General features: G+C 65.9%; 21 protein-coding genes and 1 other RNA gene. 14 read left to right on the forward strand and 8 right to left on the reverse strand.

Going from position 1 to position 22,054, the window contains the following annotated elements:
* The first annotated feature begins 15 nt into the window (after window positions 1–15).
* From GGR61_RS08460 to GGR61_RS08470, 3 genes are all read left to right on the forward strand, one after another.
* Window positions 16–93: non-coding RNA, sX9 sRNA (locus GGR61_RS08460), on the forward strand.
* A 262-nt stretch (window positions 94–355) separates the two neighbouring features.
* Window positions 356–790, forward strand: coding sequence for an OsmC family protein (locus GGR61_RS08465; protein WP_184408918.1), 435 nt, complete (start codon window positions 356–358; stop codon window positions 788–790).
* 152 nt (window positions 791–942) lie between these two features.
* Window positions 943–1,542, forward strand: a complete 600-nt coding sequence (locus GGR61_RS08470; protein ID WP_184621111.1) for a glycine zipper 2TM domain-containing protein — start codon at window positions 943–945, stop codon at window positions 1,540–1,542.
* A 403-nt stretch (window positions 1,543–1,945) separates the two neighbouring features.
* On the opposite strand, the gene GGR61_RS08475 is transcribed toward GGR61_RS08470, so the two are convergent.
* Window positions 1,946–2,827: a PhzF family phenazine biosynthesis protein gene (locus tag GGR61_RS08475; RefSeq protein ID WP_184621112.1), complete on the reverse strand. Its 882-nt coding sequence runs from the start codon at window positions 2,825–2,827 to the stop codon at window positions 1,946–1,948.
* Between the two features lie 31 nt (window positions 2,828–2,858).
* Window positions 2,859–3,737: a PhzF family phenazine biosynthesis protein gene (locus GGR61_RS08480; protein ID WP_184408921.1), complete on the reverse strand. Its 879-nt coding sequence runs from the start codon at window positions 3,735–3,737 to the stop codon at window positions 2,859–2,861.
* A gap of 181 nt (window positions 3,738–3,918) precedes the next feature.
* Between GGR61_RS08480 and GGR61_RS08485 the strand changes: the two genes are divergently transcribed.
* From GGR61_RS08485 to GGR61_RS08505, 5 genes are all read left to right on the forward strand, one after another.
* Complete coding sequence (locus GGR61_RS08485) at window positions 3,919–6,528, forward strand: bifunctional aspartate kinase/diaminopimelate decarboxylase (protein ID WP_184621113.1); 2,610 nt, start codon at window positions 3,919–3,921, stop codon at window positions 6,526–6,528.
* Complete coding sequence (locus tag GGR61_RS08490; RefSeq protein ID WP_184621114.1) at window positions 6,512–6,970, forward strand: hypothetical protein; 459 nt, start codon at window positions 6,512–6,514, stop codon at window positions 6,968–6,970. Before GGR61_RS08485 ends, GGR61_RS08490 begins: the two co-directional genes overlap by 17 nt.
* Window positions 6,967–8,322 (forward strand): UDP-N-acetyl-alpha-D-muramoyl-L-alanyl-L-glutamate epimerase, encoded by a 1,356-nt coding sequence (gene murL, locus GGR61_RS08495; protein ID WP_184408924.1) that lies wholly within the window; start codon window positions 6,967–6,969, stop codon window positions 8,320–8,322. The genes GGR61_RS08490 and murL overlap by 4 nt, the downstream gene beginning before the upstream one ends.
* The gene (murD, locus tag GGR61_RS08500) at window positions 8,303–9,712 is read left to right on the forward strand and encodes a UDP-N-acetylmuramoyl-L-alanine--D-glutamate ligase (RefSeq protein WP_184621115.1); all 1,410 of its coding nucleotides are present in this window, start codon (window positions 8,303–8,305) and stop codon (window positions 9,710–9,712) included. Before murL ends, murD begins: the two co-directional genes overlap by 20 nt.
* 143 nt (window positions 9,713–9,855) lie before the next feature.
* A complete protein-coding gene (locus GGR61_RS08505) occupies window positions 9,856–10,656 on the forward strand; it encodes a dienelactone hydrolase family protein (protein WP_184408926.1) in 801 nt (266 codons plus the stop codon).
* 506 nt (window positions 10,657–11,162) lie between these two features.
* Here the strand turns inward: GGR61_RS08505 and GGR61_RS08510 are convergent.
* Window positions 11,163–12,161 (reverse strand): polyprenyl synthetase family protein, encoded by a 999-nt coding sequence (locus GGR61_RS08510; protein WP_184621116.1) that lies wholly within the window; start codon window positions 12,159–12,161, stop codon window positions 11,163–11,165.
* Window positions 12,162–12,435: 274 nt separating this feature from the next.
* Here GGR61_RS08510 and ssb point away from each other — a divergent pair, with 274 nt between their 5' ends.
* Together ssb and GGR61_RS08520 are read left to right on the forward strand one after the other, a co-directional pair.
* Entirely contained in the window at window positions 12,436–12,960 is a 525-nt protein-coding gene (gene ssb, locus GGR61_RS08515) for a single-stranded DNA-binding protein (RefSeq protein ID WP_184621117.1), read from the forward strand.
* A 157-nt stretch (window positions 12,961–13,117) separates the two neighbouring features.
* A complete protein-coding gene (locus tag GGR61_RS08520; protein WP_184621118.1) occupies window positions 13,118–13,495 on the forward strand; it encodes a hypothetical protein in 378 nt (125 codons plus the stop codon).
* A gap of 554 nt (window positions 13,496–14,049) precedes the next feature.
* Here GGR61_RS08520 and GGR61_RS08525 read toward each other — a convergent pair.
* The gene (locus tag GGR61_RS08525) at window positions 14,050–14,367 is read right to left on the reverse strand and encodes a hypothetical protein (RefSeq protein ID WP_184621119.1); all 318 of its coding nucleotides are present in this window, start codon (window positions 14,365–14,367) and stop codon (window positions 14,050–14,052) included.
* Between the two features lie 133 nt (window positions 14,368–14,500).
* On the opposite strand from GGR61_RS08525, the gene GGR61_RS08530 reads away from it, so the two are divergent.
* The 4 genes from GGR61_RS08530 to GGR61_RS08545 are packed head-to-tail and all read left to right on the forward strand — an operon-like array spanning window position 14,501 to window position 18,476.
* Entirely contained in the window at window positions 14,501–15,397 is an 897-nt protein-coding gene (locus GGR61_RS08530; protein ID WP_184621165.1) for a TIM barrel protein, read from the forward strand.
* A gap of 30 nt (window positions 15,398–15,427) precedes the next feature.
* The gene (locus tag GGR61_RS08535; protein ID WP_184621120.1) at window positions 15,428–17,113 is read left to right on the forward strand and encodes a GMC family oxidoreductase; all 1,686 of its coding nucleotides are present in this window, start codon (window positions 15,428–15,430) and stop codon (window positions 17,111–17,113) included.
* Complete coding sequence (locus tag GGR61_RS08540; RefSeq protein ID WP_184408932.1) at window positions 17,113–17,688, forward strand: gluconate 2-dehydrogenase subunit 3 family protein; 576 nt, start codon at window positions 17,113–17,115, stop codon at window positions 17,686–17,688. Before GGR61_RS08535 ends, GGR61_RS08540 begins: the two co-directional genes overlap by 1 nt.
* Before the next feature lie 44 nt (window positions 17,689–17,732).
* The gene (locus GGR61_RS08545) at window positions 17,733–18,476 is read left to right on the forward strand and encodes a DUF1080 domain-containing protein (protein WP_184621121.1); all 744 of its coding nucleotides are present in this window, start codon (window positions 17,733–17,735) and stop codon (window positions 18,474–18,476) included.
* A 10-nt stretch (window positions 18,477–18,486) separates the two neighbouring features.
* Here the strand turns inward: GGR61_RS08545 and GGR61_RS08550 are convergent, their stop codons facing one another.
* The 4 genes from GGR61_RS08550 to GGR61_RS08565 are packed head-to-tail and all read right to left on the reverse strand — an operon-like array spanning window position 18,487 to window position 22,038.
* Window positions 18,487–18,765 carry a cytochrome c gene (locus GGR61_RS08550; protein ID WP_184621166.1) on the reverse strand — a complete coding sequence of 93 codons (279 nt, stop codon included), beginning with the start codon at window positions 18,763–18,765 and terminating at the stop codon, window positions 18,487–18,489.
* 36 nt (window positions 18,766–18,801) lie between these two features.
* Entirely contained in the window at window positions 18,802–19,665 is an 864-nt protein-coding gene (locus tag GGR61_RS08555; protein ID WP_184621122.1) for a sugar phosphate isomerase/epimerase, read from the reverse strand.
* A gap of 19 nt (window positions 19,666–19,684) precedes the next feature.
* The gene (locus GGR61_RS08560) at window positions 19,685–20,809 is read right to left on the reverse strand and encodes a Gfo/Idh/MocA family oxidoreductase (protein WP_184621123.1); all 1,125 of its coding nucleotides are present in this window, start codon (window positions 20,807–20,809) and stop codon (window positions 19,685–19,687) included.
* The gene (locus GGR61_RS08565) at window positions 20,806–22,038 is read right to left on the reverse strand and encodes a nucleoside permease (protein ID WP_184621124.1); all 1,233 of its coding nucleotides are present in this window, start codon (window positions 22,036–22,038) and stop codon (window positions 20,806–20,808) included. The genes GGR61_RS08560 and GGR61_RS08565 overlap by 4 nt, the downstream gene beginning before the upstream one ends.
* Window positions 22,039–22,054 lie beyond the last annotated feature (16 nt).

The raw sequence follows: 22,054 nt of genomic DNA on the forward strand, positions 1-22,054 counted from the left end.
ATACCCGGAATCGGCATGTGCCACTCCGTACACTGCGGCTTCCGAGCGCGCCGTCCGCACCCACCTGACGACTGCGCGCGCCGTTTGTTGGCCACGTTAAGCACTATCAGCAACGCGGCCGCGCAACGCGGCGGCGGTCGCGCTCGATACCCAATGCGAGCTGCGCGACATTGCCGGTCGCAAACGGACGGCAGCCTTGCGGCAACAGACAGCAACCTTGCGGCCAGCTGCAGCCCATAGTCTGCTGTTGCGATTCCCGATTCCCGATTCCCGATTCCCGATTCCCCAATCCCGGCACCAAGCCATAACACCCACTGCCCTATCGTGTGCATTCCTTTCATAGCAGGAGACCGCAATGGGTATTTCACGTCACGCCACCGCGCATTGGGAAGGCGATCTCAAGACCGGCAAGGGCCAGCTCAGCACGCCGCAAAGCGGTTTGATGGACAACACCCGCTACGCCTTCAGCAGCCGCTTCGGCGACGAAAAGGGCACCAACCCCGAAGAACTGATCGCCGCCGCGCATGCCGGCTGCTTCACCATGGCGCTGTCCGCGCAGTTGACCGAAGCCGGCTTCCCGCCGACCTCGCTGGATACGCGCGCCGATGTGGATCTCTCGATGGAAGGCGGCCCGCAGTTGTCGCAGATCCGCCTCAAGCTCAAGGCGGTGGTGCCCAACATCGATGAAGCCAAGTTCCGCGAACTGGCCGATGCGGCGAAGAAGAATTGCCCGGTTTCCAAGGCGCTGAGCGCAGTGCCGATCAGCCTGGAAACCGAATTTTCCAGCTGAGTGCTGTCACGCTGTGACGCGCCGGTGCAAGACACCGGCGCGCGCAGCTGGCGGCTTGCTGAATAGCCATTTGCAAAGCCGTCACGATTCAGTGCGGTTTCACCGGCACAGGCCGAGCATCGGCAGCGTGTCCTCCCTGTGAAGCTGCCGCTATGAAAACTCTTGTGCTTGGTGCGCTGGTAATGGGTCTGGTCGTGGCGGGCAACGCGACGGCTCAGCGTTACGATGGCGGCTATCGCGACACCTACCGCGGTGGCTACGAGGATGGTCGTTACGAGTATGCGCGGGTGGTTCGCGTCGACCCGATCATCGTCTCCGATGCATACACCGAACGCACCAGCGAGCGGTGCTACAACCGTCCAGGCGACGGTTACTACACCAGCAACGATGGCTACTACCGTGGTGGCGGAAGCTATGGTCCCAACCCGTCCAGCCGTGGCGTGGCCAGCGTGATCGGTGGTATTGCCGGTGCGGTGCTTGGCAGCCAGGTCGGCGGCGGCAACGGGCGTCTGGTCGGCACCGCAGTGGGCACCATGGCCGGTGTCGCGGCGGGTCGCTCGATCTACGAAGCCAACAATCGGACCTACCAGAGCAATGTCAGCGTCTGCGAACCGGTGGCTTATCGTCGTGAGCGCGATCGTGTCGAAGGCTACGATGTGACCTATGAATACGCGGGCCGCACCTACCACACCCGCAGCGATTACAACCCCGGCGACCGCATTCGTGTGCGTGTGGACGTGCGTCCCGACTAAGCGGTGGGCGCGCGCGCGGGTGTGGTCGGGCGATCACCACCAGCATGGTGAATAACGAAGAACGCTGCGGGCGACCGCAGCGTTTTTCGTTCTGCATGGGCACGTTGCTGCTGTCGTCGTGCCGTGTTGCCAGTGCCGCGATTGCGATCACTGCATCGTGCGTGCTGCGCTGGATCGAAAGCGGTTCAACCCCTGTTGCACGGATGGTGGCAGACGTGATCCAGCAGCACAGACCCGACACCGTGCCTGCGCGTCAGGCCTGCGGTTCCTCGACACGTGCAGGTCGTGCGTTTCTTCATGCACGTCTTCGGCGGCGACGTGAGAACCGCGAGTGCCACCTTGCGCAGCGCTGCGCGTCGGGTGCTGTCATTCGGCGCGCGTCAGGCCGCAGGATCAGACGCGATCATTCCCAGTCCAGCGTTCCGCGAATCACCGTCTGCACCTGGCCGCCCGACCACACATCGCCGTCGGCATCGATGCGCAGTTCCAGCAAGGCATCGAAGCCGATCTCGCGGCCCTGGCTGACCACGTAGCGTCGCTCCTTGCCGGGTAGTGCGCTGCGGCTGTCCAGCCAGGCGGCGAGCACCGCGTTGGCCGCGCCGGAGGCGGCGTCCTCGAAGCGCCGGCCGTTGCCGACGAAGGCGCGTACTGCAAGGTCGTAGGCGCCTGGTGCGGTGGCGCGTGCGTAGGCGAACACCCCCATGCTGCCGGTGGATTCGGCCAGCGCGGCGATCGCGTCCCAATGGGGTTGCAGGCCACGCAGTGCGGCTTCGTTGGCCAGCTCCACCACCCACCAGGTGCGGCCGCCGTCCATCAGTGCAGGCGGCAGGCTGCCGAGTGGCCAGCCGCGTAGCGCATCGCGCAGACGCGGGTCGTCGGCCTCCACCTGCTCGGCCACGCGGGCGCGCGGGGTGCGGATGGCGATGCTGCGGTGACCTGCGATCTGCTCCACGCGCAGCGGCAGCTGGCCGGCGATACCGTCCTGGATCAGCACGCCGTCGTCTGGCGCGGCCAGCCCGGCTTCCAGTACCGCATGGGCGGTTCCGACGCTGGGATGGCCGGCAAACGGCACTTCTTTTTGCGGCGAGAACATTCGCAGCCGATAACTGCTGTGCGCATCCGCTGCCGGAAATACGAAGGTGGTTTCCGGCAGCTTGGTCCAACGCGCGATCGCCTGCATCGCGGCATCGTCCAGGCCCTGGGCATCCAGCACCACCGCCAGCGGATTGCCGCTGCCGGGGCGGGCGGAGAACACATCCAGTTGCAGGAAACGGCGGGTGGTCATGGTGGCAGATCCGCGAACAGGGCGCGGCAGCTTACCAATCGAGACGCCCCTCGATCATTTGTCGCGTCGTTCCGCCGATCCACACTTCGCCTGCGTCATCCACCTCCAGATGCACGCGGCCATCGCGGCCGACCTCGCGGCCCTGGCTGGCGCTATAGCGCGAGGCCTCACCGGGCAAGCGCCCTTCACCGTGCAGGCGCGCGGCGATGCAGGCGTTGGCGCTGCCGGTGACCGGATCTTCCGGGATGCCGTCGCCGGGGCAGAAGGCGCGCACCACCAGATCCGCATCGCCGGCGGTGTCGGGCGCATAGATGGCCAGGCCAACGGCCGCGCTGGCCTGGGTCAACCGGCCGATTGCCGCAAGATCCGGCAGGGCCTGTCGCACCGCCTGGGCATCGGCCAGTTCCAGCAACCACCAGTTCGGACCGTTGTTCCACAGCGCTGCCGGTTGCCCGGCCAGCTGCAGGCCGGCACAGGCCGCGCGCAGTGCGGCAACCTGCACCTCGCCAGTGTCGATGACCCGCGCACGCGGTGCCCGCAGCCGTACCAGCAGCGCGCCATGCCGGTCGATCACGTCCACCGGCAGCACGCCGGCCGCGCATTGCTGGTGCAGCCTGCCGTCGTGTTTGTACGAGACCAGCCCGTGCGTCGCCGCCGCCCAGGCAGCGCCGACGCTGGGGTGGCCGGCAAACGGCAACTCGGCGCGCGGAGTGAAGATGCGGATGTGGTAGTCGGCATCCGGCGCGCTGACCGGCAGGAAAAACACCGTCTCCGACAGGTTCAGCCACGCGGCGATCTGCTGCATCTGCTCGGACGACAACACCTCTGCGTTGAGGACCACGCCCAACGGATTGCCGTTGCCGGATGGGCCGCCGAAGACGTCCAGTTGCAGGTAGCGGTGCTTGCTCATGGGAAGCGGATCTCGGTCGATGGCGTGCGTGCCGATGGTTGCAGTACAAACCGTTGTGGAAGGGCGGGCGACTGTCGGCATGCTGTGATCGCACGCGGGGTCACCTGAGCGGCATTGGCAGTAGAATCGGGGGTTGCGCCCGGCTTTCCGGCTTCCCCCCCACTCCTAAACGCCTATCTCAATGTCAGCTTCCCACACTACCGATCGTTGGATCGTCCTCAAGTTCGGCGGCACCTCGGTGTCGCGTCGTCATCGCTGGGACACGATTGGAACACTGGCGAGCAAACGGGCGAACGAAACCGGCGGCCGCGTGCTGGTGGTGGTGTCTGCGCTGTCGGGCGTGACCAACGAACTCACCGCGATCGCCGATGGTGCCGCCGACAGCGCGCAGCGCGTGGTCGCGCTGGAGCAGCGTCACCGCGCGTTCCTGGCCGAGCTCGAACTCGATGCCGATGCAGTGCTGGGCGAGCGACTCGCTGCGCTGCATGCCTTGCTGGGCGATGCGCGCGCGGCAACGCGCACGCTGGACTGGCAGGCCGAGGTGCTGGGGCAGGGCGAGTTGCTGTCTTCCACCATCGGCGCGGCGTATCTGCACGCCAGCGGCCTGGACATGGGCTGGCTGGATGCGCGCCAGTGGCTGTCGGCATTGCCGGCGCAGCCCAATCAGAGCGAATGGTCCAAGCGCCTGTCGGTGTCGTGCCAGTGGCAGTCCGATGCGGACTGGCGCGCGCGTTTCGATGCGCAGCCCGCACGCTTGCTGATTACCCAGGGTTTCATTTCGCGGCATGCCGATGGCGGCACTGCGATTCTGGGGCGCGGCGGCTCGGATACCTCGGCGGCGTATTTCGGTGCGCTGCTGGGCGCCAGCCGGGTGGAAATCTGGACCGATGTGCCTGGCATGTTCAGCGCCAACCCGAAGGAAGTGCCGGACGCGCGGCTGCTGACCCGCCTGGACTATTACGAAGCGCAGGAAATCGCCACCACCGGCGCCAAGGTGCTGCATCCGCGTTCGATCAAGCCGTGCCGCGATTCGGGCGTGCCGATGGCGATCCTGGATACCGAGCGCCCCGACCTGCCGGGCACCAGTATCGACGGCAATGCCGAGCCGGTGCTGGGCGTCAAGGCGATCAGCCGCCGCAACGGCATCGTGCTGGTGTCGATGGAAGGCATCGGGATGTGGCAGCAGGTCGGCTTCCTGGCCGATGTGTTTACGTTGTTCAAGAAGCATGGTTTGTCGGTGGATCTGATCGGCTCGGCCGAAACCAATGTCACCGTGTCGCTGGACCCGTCCGAGAACCTGGTCAACACCGATGTGCTGGCGGCGTTGTCGGCCGATCTGTCGCAGATCTGCAAGGTCAAGATCATTGTTCCTTGCGCGGCGATCACGCTGGTCGGGCGCGGCATGCGCTCGCTGCTGCACAAGCTCTCCGATGTATGGGCCACGTTCGGGCAGGAACGCGTGCACATGATTTCGCAATCGTCCAACGACTTGAACCTGACCTTCGTCATCGACGAAGCCGATGCCGATGGCTTGTTGCCGATCCTGCACGGCGAGTTGATCGACAGTGGCGCGATGCCGGTGAGCGAGGGCGAGGTGTTCGGCCCGCGCTGGCGCGAGATCATCGGCTCGGTGCGCCCGCGCCCCACGCCGTGGTGGCATGCCGAGCGCACGCATTTGCTCACGCTCTCCAAGGCCGGTACGCCGCGTTACGTCTATCACCTGCCCACGGTGCGCGCGCGCGCGCAGGCGCTGGCGCAGATCGCGGCGGTGGATCAGCGCTATTACGCGATCAAGGCCAATGCGCATCCGGCGATCCTGATGGCGTTGGAACAGGCCGGCTTCGGGCTGGAATGCGTCTCGCACGGCGAGCTGCGCCGCGTGTTCGATACCTTGCCCGAGCTGTCGCCGCGCCGTGTGCTGTTCACGCCGAGTTTTGCCCCCAAGGCCGAATACGAAGCCGGCTTCGCGCTGGGCGTGACCGTCACCTTGGACAACGTCGAAGCGCTGCGCCGCTGGCCGGAGGTGTTCCGCGGCCGCAACGTGTGGTTGCGCATCGACCTGGGGCACGGCGACGGGCATCACGAAAAGGTCAACACCGGCGGCAAGGCATCCAAGTTCGGGTTGTCGTCCACGCGCGTGGATGAGTTCGTCGAAGTGGCGCGCACGCTCGAGGTCACCATCACCGGCGTGCACGCGCACCTGGGCAGCGGCGTGGAAACCGGCGAGCACTGGCGGATGATGTACGACGAACTGGCCGGCTTTGCGCGCCGCATCGGCACGGTGGAGACCATCGATATCGGTGGCGGCTTGCCGATTCCGTACAGCGCCGAAGACGAGCCGTTCGATCTGGAGCTGTGGGCCAAGGGCCTGGCTGAAGTCAAGGCCGTGCATCCGGGCTATCGCCTGGCGATCGAACCGGGCCGCTATCTGGTGGCCGAAGCTGGCGTGCTGCTGGCGCAGGTCACGCAAGTGATCGAAAAGGACGGCGTACAGCGTGTGGGCCTGGATGCGGGCATGAACACGCTGATCCGTCCCGCGCTGTACGACGCCTGGCACGATATCGAAAACCTCAGCCAGCTCGATGCGCCCGCCGATGGTGGGTTCGATATCGTCGGGCCGATCTGCGAGTCGTCGGATGTGTTCGGCAAGCGCCGTCGTCTGCCTGCCGCGACCGCGCCGGGCGATGTGATGCTGCTGGCCGATACCGGTGCCTACGGCTACTCGATGGCCAGCACTTACAACCAGCGCGAATTGCCGCGCGAAGAGGTGATCGATGCGCCCGCAGGCTGAGTTCGTTGCACTCAGTACGCTGGCCGGTGGTGCTGCGATCGTGTTCGCCACCGCGCTCCAGCAACCGAGTTTGGGCATGCCGTGGAGCGACACCTTCAAATGGGCGCTGCCCGCGCTGGTCGCCGCCGGTATCGGCGCGTGCTTGGCCGGGCGTTGGCAACGTCGGCGCGATGCGCGGATTCCCACGCGTCGCAGTGGCGGGATGGCGGTGCGCACGGTGCTGTTGAGCGCGCTGAGTTATGTGCCGGTGGTGGCGCTGTATCTCGCCGCCGCCTTCGCGGTGTCCGGCGATGCCACGACTGCACGTCCGGATGTGCTGTTGCTGGCGGTGCTGTTCGGTTGCCTGCCGCTGCTGTGGGCTGCGGTGCCGTTTTCCATGATTGAATATGTCCTGTGCCGACGTTATCTGCGTCGTGTGCGTGTTCCAGCAGGTAGTCCATGAGCGCTTTCGACAAACACCAGATTTCCACCTTCCGTTTCGTGCGTTGCGCACTCGACGCGCAGACCGGCGTGGCGACGCTGGTGTATGCCTTCGATCAAGGGCCGGAGCTTGTGGAAACCGTTGCCGTGCCCGGTGCGCCATTCGTGCTGGACGGCGCGCGTGCCGCCGCCGTGCAACAGGCCTTGCAGTTGCTGCACCTCATCGCGGGCGTGAGTTACTACAAGGCCGCGGTGCCGCCGACCATTGCCATCGACAGCTACAGCATCGATGCCGATACCGCTGCGCTGGTGGAAAGCGTCTACCTGCATGGACTGGGTGAGTTCGCCTATCGCAACGGCTTGAACCTGCACGGCAAGATCAATTTTCCTGTCGGTACACACGCCGCTGGCGATGCGCCGGCGCTGGGCCTGCGCGAGCATGCCTTGGTTGCGATCGGTGGCGGCAAGGATTCGCTGGTCAGCATCGAAGCCTTGCGTCATGCCGGCATCGATCAGACCGTCAGCTGGATCGGCGGTTCGCAATTGATCCGCGCCTGCGCCGAGCGCACCGGTTTGCCGGTGCTCAACATCGGCCGCGTGCTGGCGCCGGAATTGTTCGAGCTCAATCGGCAGGGCGCGTGGAACGGGCATATTCCGGTGACCGCCGTGAATTCGGCCATTTTGGTGTTGTCGGCCTTGCTCAATGGCGTGGACCAGGTGGTGTTTTCCAACGAGCGTTCGGCCAGTTACGGCAGCCAGATTCCCGGCACCGGCGAGGTCAATCACCAGTGGTCCAAGGGGTGGGCGTTCGAGCAGGCGTTCGGCGATTATGTGCAGCGGCATGTGGCGGCCGATCTGCGGTACTACTCGTTGCTGCGGCCGTTGTCGGAGTTGGCGGTGGCGCGGCAGTTCGCCAAGACCGATCACTACGACGCGCATTTTTCCAGCTGCAACCGCAATTTCCACATCATGGGCGAGCGCCCGGTACATCGCTGGTGCGGCGTCTGCCCGAAGTGCCATTTCGTGTTCCTGGCGTTGGCGCCGTTCATGCCCAAGACGCGCCTGGTCAACATCTTCGGGCGCAATCTGCTCGACGATGCAACCCAGGCCGGCGGCTACGATGCGCTGCTGGAATTCCAGGACCACAAGCCGTTCGAATGCGTTGGCGAAGGCCGCGAGTCGCGCGCGGCGATGGCGGTACTGGCCAGCCGTGCCGAATGGAAGGAAGACGCGCTGGTGATGCGTTTCATCCGCGAGATCCAACCGCAGCTGGACCAGCAGGAATTGCAGCTGGAGCCGTTGATGGCCATCGATGGCGAGCACCGTGTTCCATCGGCGCTGTGGGAGCGCGTGCGTGCGAATTTCGCAGCTTGAGGGCAGGGCGGTTGCGTTGTGGGGTTGGGGGCGCGAAGGACGCGCGGCCTATCGCGCGCTGCGCGCCGTGTTGCCCACCCAATCGCTGACGATATTCTGCAACGCCGAAGAAGCGCGCGAGCTGGAGACGCTGGCCGATGCCGCGTTGTACGTGCAAACCGAGGCCAGCGCGCAGGCGTTGGGCCGCTTCCAGATCGTGGTGAAGTCGCCGGGCATCAGCCCGTATCGCACTGAAGCGCAAACCGCCACCGCCGAGCACGGCACGCAATTCATTGGCGGCACCGCGCTGTGGTTTGCCGAGCATGCGCTTGCCGATGGCAGCGTGCCGGGTGCCATCTGCGTCACCGGCACCAAGGGCAAAAGCACCACCACCGCGCTGCTGGCGCATCTGTTGCGTGCGGCCGGACATCGCACCGCCTTGGTCGGCAATATCGGCCAGCCTTTGCTTGAAGTACTGGCGCCGCAACCGCCACCGGCGTATTGGGCGATCGAGTTGTCCAGCTACCAGACCGGTGAAGTGGCGCGCAGCGGTGCGCGTCCGCAATTGGCGCTGGTGTTGAACCTGTTTCCCGAACATCTGGACTGGCACGGTAGCGACGCGGCATACATGCGCGACAAGCTGTCGCTGGTCACCGAAGGCCGGCCGCGCATTGCATTGCTCAACGCCGCCGATCCGCATCTGACGCAGCTGCAGTTGCCGGACAGCGAGGTGCGCTGGTTCAACCATCCCGATGGCTGGCATCTGCGCGGCGACGTGGTGTATCGCGGCGAGCAGCCTGTGTTCGATACCGCCAACGTGCCGCTGCCCGGCGAACACAACCGGCGCAACCTGTGCGCGGTGCTGGCAGCGGTGGAAGCGTTGGGGCTGGATGCGGCAGCACTGGCGCCGGCCGCGCTGAGCTTTTGTCCATTGCCCAATCGCCTGCAGTTGCTCGGCAGCGTGGACGGCATCAGCTACGTCAACGACTCGATCAGCACCACGCCGCATGCGTCGTTGGCGGCGCTGGCCTGCTTTGCGCAACGCCGTGTGGCCTTGCTGGTGGGTGGACACGATCGCGGACTGGACTGGCAGGATTTTGCCGCGCAGATGGCGCAGCAGGCGCCGCTGGAAATTGTCACCATGGGTGCGAACGGGCCGCGCATCCATGCGCTGCTGGCTCCGTTGGCCGCGGCCGGTCGCTTCGGCCTGCATGCCGCCAACGACCTGGAACACGCAATGCGGCTGGCGCGCGAGGCGCTGGGCGAGCAGGGCGGTGTGGTGCTGCTGTCGCCGGGCGCGCCCAGCTTCGGCGCCTACAGCGATTACGTTGCGCGTGGTCGGCATTTTGCCCAGCTGGCCGGTTTCGACCCGGCGGCAATCAGCGCGATTCCCGGCTTGGGCGTGCAGTAGCGCTGCGTCGATCGCGTTGTGGCCCTGCGTTTTTTCGATGGCCGTGGCAGAACGCCGACGCGATTGGTCTGTGGTCGCCTCCAATGACCCGGCCTGCACGGCAGTAGCGCCTACACTCGCCGGACATTCCCGGGAGCAAGCACATGCACAAGCAATGGACATGGCGTGGCGTTGGGTTGATCGGCGTCTTGGCCTCGTTGGCATTTCCGGCGACCGCCGCGATGCAGGCCAAGCCGCTGGAATGGAAGATCGGCAAGGACACCTTCAGTGGCGTGCTGGTCTACGACGATGCCGGCGATGCCAAGCGCCCGGGCCTGGTGATGGTGCCCAACTGGCGCGGCGTCAACGAGTCGGCGGTGACCAAGGCCAAGCAACTGGCGGGCGATGATTATGTGGTGCTGGTTGCCGATGTGTACGGCAAGGGCAAGCGTCCGGCCAACGACAGCGAGGCCGGGCAGTTCGCTGGCGCGTTGAAGAAGGACCCGCCGACGCTGCGCGCACGCGCGCTGAAAGCGGTCGACGTGCTCAAGGCGCAGGCCGGCAAGGCGCCGCTGGATGCATCGCGGATCGGTGCGGTGGGCTTCTGCTTCGGTGGCACGACGGTGCTGGAGCTGGTGCGTGCTGGCGCGCAGCTGGCCGGCGTCGTCAGCCTGCACGGCGGCATCGCCACGCCCAGCCCGGCCGCTGCCGGCTCGGCCAAGACGCCGCTGCTGGTGCTCAACGGCGCAGACGACAAGAGCGTGACCAAGGCGGACATCGCCGCGTTCGAAACCGAAATGAATGCAGCTGGTGCCGATTGGCAGTTCGTCAACTTCAGCGGCGCGGTGCATTGCTTCGCCGAGGCCGACGCCAACAGCCCGCCGGGCTGCCTATACAACCCACGCGCGGCGAAACGTGCGTTCCGCATGCTCGGCGATTTCTTCGACGAGCGTTTCGGCGATTGATGTCGCGGCCAGGCGCGGCGATGCAGCCGTGGCGCATGCGTGGAGGAATCGCAGTGGAGCAGCGGTATGTGTCGATTCCTCTGCGCATGCTGCACCTGGCTGGTGGGCTTGCAGTCGCGTGGTATTTCTTCGAGGCCGTATTGCCGGGGCGCCGTAGAGCGCTTCCTGGCGCGTCGCTTTCCCGGTTGCAGCGCGAGCACAACGCGAGTGCTGGCAGCGATCGCACTGCAGGGTGCATTGCGGTCATGCAGGCATGCGCAGGCGGTCGGCGCGATGATTTGTTGCATCCGGCCATGCACTGCATGTGCAGCACAACATGCAGTTCGCCTCGTCTGCGATCCTGCGTTGTCGCGCTGTAGATCAGACTGCATCGCGCTGCCGGCAATGCCAGGGCGTGACCACTCGCCACCGGCCACGCAAACCCGTCAGATATCAGTAGCGACCAGCGCGGCGGTCACCGCTGCGATGGCTTCAACCATTGCGGCAGGTGACACCCGTGGCGTGCATCAATGCGTGCGTTCCACCGCATAACGCGCCAGGCCGCGTAGCGCGGCAACCGCAGGGCTGGCCGGCAAGGTGTCCAGTGCCTGTTCGGCAGCAGCAGCGTATTCGGCCGCCCGTTGGCGGCTGTACTCCAGCCCGCCGGTGGCATGGATCGCCGTCAGCACTTCGGGCATTGCGTTCGCATCGCCTTGTTCGACGATCTGGCGCAGGCGTTCCCTGATGGGTGCATCCGAGTGGGCCATCGCGTGGATCAGCGGCAAGGTCGCCTTGCCTTCGGCCAGATCGTCGCCCAGGTTCTTGCCCAGATCCGCTGCGTCGGCGGCATAGTCCAGCACGTCATCGGCAATCTGGAAGGCAAAACCCAGCTGCATGCCGTAGTCGTACAGACGTTGCTGCACATCGGCATTCGCGCCCGATGCCAGCGCGCCCAGACGCGTGCCCGCGGCGAACAGCACCGCGGTCTTGCGCTCGATCACACGCAGGTAGGCGGCTTCGTCGGTGTCGGGGTTGTGCACATGCAATAGCTGCAGCACTTCGCCTTCGGCGATGCGGTTGGTGGTGTCGGCCAGGATCTGCATGACTTCCATGCGGTCCAGCTCGACCATCAACTGGAAGCTGCGCGAATACAGGAAGTCGCCGACCAGCACGCTGGGCGCATTGCCCCACAGCGCATTGGCGGTACTGCGCCCGCGCCGCAGGTCCGATTCGTCCACTACGTCGTCGTGCAACAGTGTGGAGGTGTGGATGAACTCGATGATCGCCGCCAACTGGTGGTGCTCCGGGCCGGAGCCGCCCGCCGCGTGGCCGGCCAGCATCACCAGCATCGGACGCAGGCGTTTGCCGCCGGCGGAAATGATGTGATCGGCAATCTGGTTGATCAGCACGACGTCCGAGGCCAGGCGGCGGCGGATCAGCGCATCCACTGCCGCCATGTCGGGCGCGGCGAGGGACTGGATCTGGGGCAGGCCCAGGACGGTGGGGAGGTCTTCGGCGATGGTCATGCGCAGGCGTTCGTGGTGTGTGTCGATTATAGGTGTCTGGGCCAGATCCGTCCCGTCGGCCGTGGCCGACGGCCTCCACGATGGCCGCAAACCCTTGCGGTGCCAGCGTCGGGCCTGTCCGGGAGCGCCCGGATTCCGACCTGCCGACGCGGCATTCCCCGGCCCGGTGGTGCGGGGATCCGCCGGCACCCGGGGCGGGCAGGTGCGGTAACATTGGCCCAAGACATTCACCGCCGCGCCCCACTGGCGCCGGCGCATCATCTCGGAAGCATCTATGGCCCGCGGCATCAACAAAGTCATCCTCGTCGGCAACCTCGGCAACGATCCCGACACCAAGTACACCCAGGCCGGCATGGCGATCACCCGCGTCAGCCTGGCCACCACCAGCATGCGCAAGGACCGCGAGGGCAATAACCAGGAGCGGACCGAGTGGCACCGCGTGGTGTTCTTCGGGAAGCTGGGCGAGATCGCCGGCGAGTACCTGCGCAAGGGCTCGCAGGTGTACGTCGAAGGCGAACTGCGCTATGACAAGTACACCGGCCAGGATGGCGTGGAAAAGTACAGCACCGACATCGTCGCCAACGAGATGCAGATGCTTGGCGGCCGTGGTGAAGGCGGCGGTGGCGGTGGCATGGGCGGCGATCGCCCGCAGCGTGCGCAGGCGCCGCGCCAGCAGCAGGGCGGTGGCGGCGGGCAGGGCAGCGGCGGGCAGGATTACGCCCCGCGTCGTCAGCAGCCGGCGCAGCAGCAGTCCGCACCGCCGATGGATGACTTTGCGGATGACGATATTCCGTTCTAAGACACACTTAGCGCTAGGTGTTGGTAAAGGTCTGAAGAGAGCCCCTTATTTATGGGGCTTTTCTTTTGCTCAATGGTGCTGATCCGTATGTGAAGTCGCCCTTGTCGAAGTACGGCTGGGACGACTACGGCGTACGTCGCTTCGGCGGGGCGTAGCGATGCCGCTGTTGGTCGAGGGACAGTGGCATGAAATGTCGATCGAAGATGATGATCTCGATCTGTTCGCTGTGGCCGCCGGCGCTGTCGATCACAAAGCCAGTCCCGACCTTGTCGCGATCTGGCAGGTAAGCGCGCAAGACCTCGATCCAGTGGGCTTCGTTGACACTGCCCCGCGTGTCAGGAGGATGGATCGACGGAACGGCGCGGCGAATCTGCAGCGCGAGTTCGCGTCCTGCACCCCAGCGAAGGGCGAAGCCAGGCCGTATCGGTCGATCGGCGGCAGAGGAGTCGTGCTTCCCACGCTTGGGGAATGTCGCGCCGAAGCGTGCCCGCTAGCGGCGAGCGTCTGGCTGTTCTTGCCTCCGCGGATAGGTTGATCGCCAGCGTGGCTTCACCAGCGGCCAGCGCGAGCAACGACTTGGCGCGGTCTTTCATGCCGAGTGCATGCTGTCGCTCACGGGCGGGGACAGCCCGACCGGAACCGGTCAAGTGTCGTGAATGCGCTTAGAGCGGCTAACAAAACGACTTCGCGTCAGCCTACTGCAGGCCGGCTATCTGCGGCCTGGCTGCAGGGCCCTTTCCCGCCCAGCGTCGCGGGACCTTACGCGGCATGGATGCCGCGTAAGAGTTTACAAGGACGTACTTGCAGCGTGTCCCGCGACGCTGGACGGGCAAGGACCAGTCGAGATGGTCGGCATGCATGGGTTTAAACAAAGCAACCAGCGGAGTCTCTGGTGCGGTGTCCTCGCCGCTTGCGGGACCGTGTGGCGGCATGGATGCCGCCACCGAGCCCCCAGGGACGGGTTCACGGCGTGTCCCGCGAGCGGTGAGGGCACCGCGCATTCGACCCACTCAGTGTTTGATCTGGACTTCTGACGGCATCCACCAAGATACGACCGACAAAACCACTGCACTCACTGACAGGCGCTCGCTAGGTTTTGTTAGCTGCTCTTAGCCGGCGCGGCAAATAGGCCTGAAACTCGCCGTCGAAACGGCAACCCCGACCATCATCCAGGCAATCCAGTGCCATCGCCTCAAGGAGAAGCGATGGCTGCACCGGTTGCTCGCCATGCTTCGCCTGCGTCGCGGGCCATGGTTTACGGATGCCTGCTTTTCGCTGCAGACCTGGCAGTCCAACTGCTGCGTCGCTCGACATTCCATCACCGTCATGCAGCGACAGGCGCAACAAGCGCAACAAGCGCAACAGGCGCAACAGGCGCAACAGGCGCAACAGGCGCAACAGGCGCAACAGGCATTGTGCCCTGCAGCATGGGTTTCGTGCGCTGCGTCTTGCAAAAAAGCGATTCCCTACCTTATGGTTCAATCGATTGAATTGCGGCGAATCCTTAGCATTTGATACCGGTTGGGAGGCCGGAAAACGGATGTCTATCCAATCGAGCGGACCGGCGCCGGCCCCGGGGTTCACGCGGCGAGATGCGCTGCGCGTTGCTGTCGCCGGGAGCCTTGGCCTCGGCGTTGCGGGCATGTTGCCTGCGTTTGCCGCTGCCACGTCGCGCAAAGGCAAGCTGAAGCATTCCGTGGCCCGCTGGACGTTTCCGCAGCAGTCGATCGCCCAGCTTTGCCAGACGGTGAAGGGCATTGGGTTCGCCGCCATCGATCTGGTCGGCCCGGCAGATTGGCCCACGCTGAAGGCCAATGGCGTGTACAGCGCGATGTGCAACGGCGCGGAGATGGGCCTGGACAAGGGCTTCGCCGGCAGCCAGTTCCACGACCAGCTGGTCGAGCGCTACACGCGGCACATCGACCTGGTGGCCGATGCCGGCTATCGCAACCTCATCTGTTTTTCCGGCAATCGCAACGGCATGGATGCCCAGGAAGGCATGGCCCACGCCGAAGCGGGACTCAAGCGCATCCTCGGGCATGCCGAGAAGCGCGGCGTCGTGCTGGTGATGGAACTGCTGAACTCCAGGGTCGATCATCCCGACTACCTGTGCGACCACTCGGCATGGGGCGTGGAGCTGTGCCAGCGGATCGGCTCGGACCATTTTGGTCTGCTGTACGACATCTACCACATGCAGATCATGGAGGGCGACATCATCGCCACCATCGGCAAGCATCACACGTTCTTCAAGCATTACCACACCGCCGGGGTGCCTGGCCGGCACGAGATCGGAGACGATCAGGAACTCCACTATCCCGCCATCTGTCGCGCGATCCGCGATACCGGTTTCGACGGCTATCTGGCGCAGGAATTCATTCCGACGGCGCCGGATCCCGTCGGCTCGCTGCGCGAGGCGATCCGCCTCTGCGACGTCTGAAACCCTATCCACCCAGGTGAAGTAGAACTCATGGCAGACAATCACTACGACGCCATCGTCGTTGGCTCGGGAATCAGCGGCGGTTGGGCGGCGAAGGAACTGACCGAGAAAGGTCTCAAGGTCCTGATGCTGGAGCGCGGACGCAACATCGAGCACGTCAAGGACTACGTCAACGCGATGAAGGAGGTGTGGGATTTCCCGCACTACAACCGGCCGACCCAGGCGATGCAGGCCGACTATCCGGTGTTGAAGCGCGACTACGCCCTGGTCGAGAACCTGCAGGGCATGTGGGCCAACGAAAAGGAATCGCCCTATACCGAGATCAAGCGATTCGACTGGTTCCGCGGCTATCACGTGGGCGGTCGCTCGCTGATGTGGGGACGGCAGAGCTATCGCCTGTCGGACCTGGATTTCCAGGCGAACCTCAAGGACGGCATCGCCACCGATTGGCCGATCCGTTACGCCGACATCGCGCCCTGGTACGACTACGTGGAGAAGTTCGCCGGCATCGCCGGCACGCGCGAGGGCCTGGACGTATTGCCCGACGGCGAGTTCCTGCCACCGATCCCGTTGAACATCGTCGAGAAGGACGTGGCCGCGCGGATCAAGAAGGCCTTTGGCGGGACCAGGCACCTGATCCACTCGCGCACCGCGAACATCACCCAGCCCAAGATCGAGCAGGGCCGCGTCAATTGCCAGTATCGCAACAAGTGCATCCTGGGCTGTCCCTACGGCGCCTACTTCTCGACCCAGTCGGCGACGCTGCCGGCGGCGATGAAGACCGGCAACCTGACCTTGCGGCCGTTCTCGATCGTCAAGGAAGTGCTCTACGACAAGGACCGCAAGCGTGCGCGGGGCGTGGAGATCATCGATGCCGAGAACGGTCAGACTTACCAGTACACCGCCAACGTCATCTTCCTCAATGCGTCCTCCTTCAACTCGAGCTGGCTGCTGATGAACTCGGCCACCGATGTCTGGGAAGGCGGGCTGGGGTCGTCGTCCGGCGAGCTTGGGCACAACGTGATGGACCATCATTTCGGCGCGGGCGCCTCAGGGCGGGTCGAGGGCTATGACGACAAGTACTACTTCGGCCGTCGTCCCTGCGGCTTCTACATTCCCCGTTTCCGCAACGTCGCTGCGGACAAGCGCGGCTATCTACGCGGGTTCGGCTACCAGGGTGGCGCCAGCCGCACCGGCTGGTCGCGCGAGATCGCCGAGCTGAACATCGGTGCCGACCTGAAGGACGCGCTGACCCAGCCGGGCGACTGGCGCATCGGCATGACCGGCTTCGGCGAAATGCTGCCTCACCACGACAATACGATTCGCCTGGATCCGCAGCGCAAGGACAAATGGGGGCTGCCGGTGTTGGCGATGGACGTGTCCCTGCGCGCGAACGAAAAGGCCATGCGCAAGGACATGGCCGCCGATGCCGCCGAGATGTTCGAGGCCGCCGGCGTCAAGGATGTGCAGATGCACGATGACGACTACGCCCCGGGCAAGGGCATCCACGAGATGGGCACCGCACGCATGGGCCGTGACCGCAGCAACTCGGTGCTGAACCAGCACAACCAGGTCTGGGACGCGCCGAACGTCTACGTGACCGACGGCGCCTGCATGACCTCCAGCGCCTGCGTGAATCCCTCGCTGACCTACATGGCGCTGACCGCACGGGCAGCGGACCATGCGGTGCGCGAACTGAAAGCGGGGAACCTGTGATGGAACGCCGCGAACTGCTGAAGATGATCGTCGCCGCCACGGGCGCGGCCATGATCGGCCTGCCCGCGCTGGGCCTTGCACAGGCGCCGGCCGAGAGGGCGAACAATGCCTTCTCCGCCGCCGATGTCGGCACGCTGGACGAGATCGCCGAGACCATCCTGCCGCGGACCGCAACGCCGGGGGCGAAGGATGCCGGTGTCGGCCTGTTCATGGCGCAATTCGTCACCGATTGCTACACCGCCCGGCAGCAGGCGACGTTCCGCGCCGGCCTGGCCGAGATCGACAAACGCGCCGGCGGCCGCTTCGTGTCGCTCGCGCCGCAGGCCCGCACCGAGCTGCTGCGCGCCCTGGATGCGGAAGCCAGGAAGCACGTGGTTGCAATGACCGATACCGGCACCGCCAAAGTGGCGGACGCGATGCCGCATCACTTCACGATGATCAAGCAGCTGGCCATCTTCAGCTTCTTCACCTCGAAGGTCGCCGCGACCGAGGTGCTGCGTTACGTCGCCGTGCCGGGCCGCTACGATGGTGACCTGGCCTATGCCCCCGGTACGCCCGCCTGGGCGACCAACTGATGGACCGCAACGCTTCGCCCATGCGCCACTTCCCCGGGAACACGATGACCAGACCCCTGCTGATGGCGGCCTGCCTGCTGGCCGCAGCGCCTGCGTTCGCGCAGGCCAGCGGCGACCCGTCGCGCGATCCGGCGAAGACCGAGGCGTGGAAGCCCGTGCCCGCGATCGTGGCCACGCCCGTGGGCGGCGCGCCCTCCGACGCGATCGTCCTGTTCGATGGCAAGGATCTCTCCGCCTGGGAGTCGGAGCAGGGCGGACGCGTGCCCTGGAGTGTCGCCGACGGTGCGCTGACCGTGGTGCCGGGGAGCAAGGGCATCCGCACCAAGCAGCGCTTCTGCGACATCCAGTTGCATGTCGAGTGGCGCACGCCTACCGCGACCGGCGGTTTCGACGGCCAGCAGCGCGGCAACAGCGGCATCTTCCTGCAGGAGTTGTATGAGCTGCAGGTGCTCGACAGCTACAACAACCCGACCTATGCCAACGGCCAGGCCGGCGCGATCTACAAGCAGGCCATTCCGCTGGTGAACGCCTCGCGTGCGCCGGGCCAGTGGCAGGCCTACGACATCATCTGGAAGGCACCGCGCTTCTCGCAGGGCGGCGGGCTCATTTCGCCCGCCCGCATCACCGTGCTGCACAACGGCGTGCTGGTGCAGGACGACACCGTCCTGTCTGGCAAGACCGAGTACATCGGCGCGCCTTCGTACGCGCCGCATGCGTGCGCGCCGATCTCCCTGCAGGAGCACGATTCCAAGGTCAGCTACCGCAACATCTGGGTGCGCGAGCTGTAGCGCCGACGTCCTATTCCGCCAGGAAGCTGGCGATGTCGTCGACGTCCTGTTGCGACAGCTGCGGAAAGGGCGGCATCAACCCGCCGCCGTTCCTGATCTTCTCCTTGATCTGCGTCGATTCCAGCCGCTTGCCCACGTCGGTGAGCGCAGGGAACACGCCTGGGATGCCCGCGCGATTGGCGCCGTGGCAGGCGGTGCAGTTCGTTGCGTAGAGTTGCGCGCCGGCCGCAGGGTCGTCCTTGGACCACGCCGTGGTCGCAAGTGTCGCCCCCAGCAGAGCCACGACCATTGTCAAAATCGTTTTCAAGCGGGGCTCCTTCGCGTGCTAGCGCTGTGTGCTGGCGGGCAGGCTGGTGGGCAGGTGTGCACGCAGGTAGTCGGCACCGGTCTGGATGACCGTGGCCGGATCGCGCGGACGGTCGTGCTCGATGATGTACCAGCGCACGCCGGCGCCCGCCGCGGCAGGCAGGATCGCGTTCCAGTCCAGCACGCCCTTGCCCACGGCGGCGAAGCCACCCTCGTCCTCGGCCTGGCCTTTCGGTGCGTTGTCCTTGGCGTGTACCGCGAACATGCGGCCCTTGAACTTGCCCAGCATCACCGCCGGGTCGTAGCCCGCGCGCGCGACCCAGGCCAGGTCCAGCTCGGTCTCGAGATCGGGGCCGGCCGCGGCGAACAGCAGTTCCAGGCCGGTCTTGCCATTGAAGTCGACCAGTTCGAAGTCGTGGTTGTGGTAGGCCAGGCGCATGCCCTTGGCCCGCACCCGCTTCGAGAGTTGGCCCAGTTCCTTGCCCAATGCGGTCCAGCCCGCGGCATCGGTCGGCCGATCCTTCTGGTCCAGGTAAGGCACTACCAGCGTGGTGTTGCCGATCGATCGGTTGAAGGCGACTGCGGCGTCCAGGTCCTTGCGCAGATCGGCCAGTTGCACGTGCGACGAGACCGCCTTGATCGAATACTTGTCCAGCAGCCGCTTGAGTTCCACCGCGCTGACGTTCTGCGTGCCGACCGTTTCCACCGCGCCCACGCCCGCGTCGTGGACGATCTTCAGCTGTTGCTCGAGCGAGCCGGCGTTGCGCAGCGAATACATCTGCACCGCGATGGGGGGGTGCGGGCCAGTGGCGTCGCGTGCGAAGGCGGGCAGTGCGAGGAGCAGCAGTGCGAGGGTCGCGGTCCTGCGGATAGGTGTATGCATTAAGAAGTCCTCCCGGAATTCAACCGATGGCCGTCCAGGCGCGCGTCCTGGCCGATGTGATGACGCGATCGACGATCAGCGCCGAGCGCACCCCGTCTTCGAAGGTGGGCAGGCCTTCCGGTCGCTCGCCTTCGATGGCGCGATAGGTGTCGGCGACAAACGCCTCGAAGCAATCGCCGTAGCCCTGCGCGTGCCCGGCCGGTAATGTGGATAGCCGGCGTTGTTCGGCACTGCCGGCACCCGGCCCGCGCACGAAGATTTCTTCGCGCTGGTCGGGCAGGCCGATCCATAGCCGTTCGGCGTCCTCCTGGTCGAACGCCACGCTGGCCCTGGCGCCATCGATCTCGAACCAGAGGCGATTGCGGCGTCCCGCCGAGACCTGGCTGACCGTCAACGACGCCAGCGTGCCCGCGCCGGTTCTGAACATCGCCGCGGCCACGTCCTCGCTCGCTACCGCCTGCATCGCGCCGCCCGCCGCCGGCGTGCTGAAGCTCTGCCCGGTGAGGGCACCGCGCTCGGCGATCACGGTGGCGAACGCTGCGCTGACCTCGACGAAACGCTCGCCGCCGACCCATTCCACCAGGTCGCACCAGTGCGAGCCGATGTCGGCGAACACGCGCGAGGCGCCGCCCAGTGCCGGGTCCACGCGCCAGTTGTTGCTGGCAGGGTCCAGCAGCCAGTCCTGCAGATAGCTGCCGTGAATCAGGCGCAGCGGCCCCAGGTCGCCCTGCGCGATGCGTGCGCGCGCCTCGCGGACCACCGGGTGGTAGCGGTAGACGAAGGGCACCGTGGCGACCAGCCCGGTCGCGGCGGCCAATGCCGCCACTGCCTGGGCGTCCTGCAAGGTCGTGGCCAGCGGCTTCTCGCAGATCACGTGCTTGCCGGCTTGCAGCGCCGCCTGCGCCATGGCGCGGTGCAGATGGTTGGGCGTGCACACGTGCACGACCTGCACCTGCGGATCGGCGACCACGTCCTCGATGTCGCGATAGGCGCGCGGCACGTTCCATGACTGCGCCACCTCGCGTGCGCGTTGCGGGGAAGAGGCAGCGACGCCGCGGACCTCGGCACCGGCCAGCAGCGCTGCGCGACGATGCACGGCGCCGATCATGCCGGCGCCGACGATGGCGATTCCGAGCTTGCTCATCGGGTGGGCTCTGAATGCGTGGAGGGCGCAGCCGCCACGACCGGCCGGTCGCGGAACAGCAGCAGGAAGGCGACCAGCACCACCAGCGCCACGCCGGCCGGGAACAGCCAGATCTGCTGCCAGTCCGGGCCCGCCGCCGTGGTGTAGTGCTCCACGACCGCGCCGGACAGGAAGGTGCCGATCAACATGCCCACGCCGTAGGTGGCCAGCGTGATGAACCCCTGCGCGCTGCTGCGCGCGGCGGGGCCGGCATGCGCATCGGTGTAGATCTGGCCGGTGACGAAGAAGAAGTCGTAGCAGATGCCGTGCAGCACGATGCCGATCACCAGCAGGGAGAAGCCGCCGCCCGCATCGCCAAAAGCGAACATGACGTAGCGCAGCACCCACGCCGCCATGCCCAGCGCCAGCATCGTCTTGACCCCCAGCCGCACGAACAGGAACGGCATCGCCAGCATCAGCAGCACTTCGGACACCTGGCCCAGCGATTGCAGGCCGGCCGCGCCGCGCACGCCCAGATCGTTGAGATACGGGTTGGTGAAGTTGTAGTAGAACGCCAGCGGAATGCAGATGGCGATGGATGCCAGGAAGAACACCAGATAGGAGCGCGACTTCAGCAGCCGCAGCGAGTCCAGTCCCAGCATCTGTCCCAGCCCGGCGTCGCGCTGTTGCGCCAGCGGCGGCGTGTGCGGCAGGGTGAAGGCATACAGGCCCAGCGCCAGCGATGCCATCGCCGCCATCCGGAACGTCAGTTCGAGCCGATGCGCCTGTTCCCAGCCCAGCCAGCCGATCAGCACGCCGGCCACGATCCAGCCGACGCTGCCGGCCACGCGCACCGGCGGAAACTGCTTTTCCGGCGATTGCATGTGCCGCATCGCCACGCTGTTGGCCAATGCCAGCGTCGGCATGAACAGCAGCATGTACCCCATGACGCAGGCGGAGAACATGCCGAAGCTCGTCGCCGTGGACGCCAGCCACATCAGCACCGCGCCGGCGAGGTGCAGCACCGCGAGGATGCGCTGCGCCGCGAAGTAGCGATCGGCGACCAGGCCGACCAGGAAGGGCGCCACGATGGCCCCGATGGACTGGCTGAGGAACGCCGTCGCCACCTGGCTCGCGCTGGCCTGCAGGGGGCCCTGCACCAGGTACGTGCCCAGGGTCACGAACCATGCTCCCCAGATGAAGAACTGCAGAAACATCATCGCGCCCAAGCGCGACATGGTGTGCCTCATGGCTTGCCCTCCCAGG

Source organism: Xanthomonas sp. 3058 (genome assembly GCF_014199765.1).
GTDB classification, from domain to species: Bacteria; Pseudomonadota; Gammaproteobacteria; order Xanthomonadales; family Xanthomonadaceae; genus Xanthomonas; species Xanthomonas campestris_B.

Bases quoted from the DNA above. Each gene is read 5' to 3' on its own strand.
- GGR61_RS08520 (WP_184621118.1), top strand. From the start codon at position 13,118: ATGCCGCTGTTGGTCGAGGGACAGTGGCATGAAATGTCGATCGAAGAT.
- GGR61_RS08465 (WP_184408918.1), top strand. From the start codon at position 356: ATGGGTATTTCACGTCACGCCACCGCGCATTGGGAAGGCGATCTCAAG.
- GGR61_RS08505 (WP_184408926.1), top strand. From the start codon at position 9,856: ATGCACAAGCAATGGACATGGCGTGGCGTTGGGTTGATCGGCGTCTTG.
- murL (WP_184408924.1), top strand. From the start codon at position 6,967: ATGAGCGCTTTCGACAAACACCAGATTTCCACCTTCCGTTTCGTGCGT.
- GGR61_RS08530 (WP_184621165.1), top strand. From the start codon at position 14,501: ATGTCTATCCAATCGAGCGGACCGGCGCCGGCCCCGGGGTTCACGCGG.
- GGR61_RS08510 (WP_184621116.1), bottom strand. From the start codon at position 12,161: ATGACCATCGCCGAAGACCTCCCCACCGTCCTGGGCCTGCCCCAGATC.
- GGR61_RS08475 (WP_184621112.1), bottom strand. From the start codon at position 2,827: ATGACCACCCGCCGTTTCCTGCAACTGGATGTGTTCTCCGCCCGCCCC.
- GGR61_RS08555 (WP_184621122.1), bottom strand. From the start codon at position 19,665: ATGCATACACCTATCCGCAGGACCGCGACCCTCGCACTGCTGCTCCTC.
- GGR61_RS08480 (WP_184408921.1), bottom strand. From the start codon at position 3,737: ATGAGCAAGCACCGCTACCTGCAACTGGACGTCTTCGGCGGCCCATCC.
- GGR61_RS08490 (WP_184621114.1), top strand. From the start codon at position 6,512: ATGCGCCCGCAGGCTGAGTTCGTTGCACTCAGTACGCTGGCCGGTGGT.
- GGR61_RS08565 (WP_184621124.1), bottom strand. From the start codon at position 22,038: ATGAGGCACACCATGTCGCGCTTGGGCGCGATGATGTTTCTGCAGTTC.
- GGR61_RS08550 (WP_184621166.1), bottom strand. From the start codon at position 18,765: ATGGTCGTGGCTCTGCTGGGGGCGACACTTGCGACCACGGCGTGGTCC.
- GGR61_RS08470 (WP_184621111.1), top strand. From the start codon at position 943: ATGAAAACTCTTGTGCTTGGTGCGCTGGTAATGGGTCTGGTCGTGGCG.
- ssb (WP_184621117.1), top strand. From the start codon at position 12,436: ATGGCCCGCGGCATCAACAAAGTCATCCTCGTCGGCAACCTCGGCAAC.
- GGR61_RS08560 (WP_184621123.1), bottom strand. From the start codon at position 20,809: ATGAGCAAGCTCGGAATCGCCATCGTCGGCGCCGGCATGATCGGCGCC.
- GGR61_RS08485 (WP_184621113.1), top strand. From the start codon at position 3,919: ATGTCAGCTTCCCACACTACCGATCGTTGGATCGTCCTCAAGTTCGGC.
- GGR61_RS08540 (WP_184408932.1), top strand. From the start codon at position 17,113: ATGGAACGCCGCGAACTGCTGAAGATGATCGTCGCCGCCACGGGCGCG.
- GGR61_RS08545 (WP_184621121.1), top strand. From the start codon at position 17,733: ATGACCAGACCCCTGCTGATGGCGGCCTGCCTGCTGGCCGCAGCGCCT.
- GGR61_RS08535 (WP_184621120.1), top strand. From the start codon at position 15,428: ATGGCAGACAATCACTACGACGCCATCGTCGTTGGCTCGGGAATCAGC.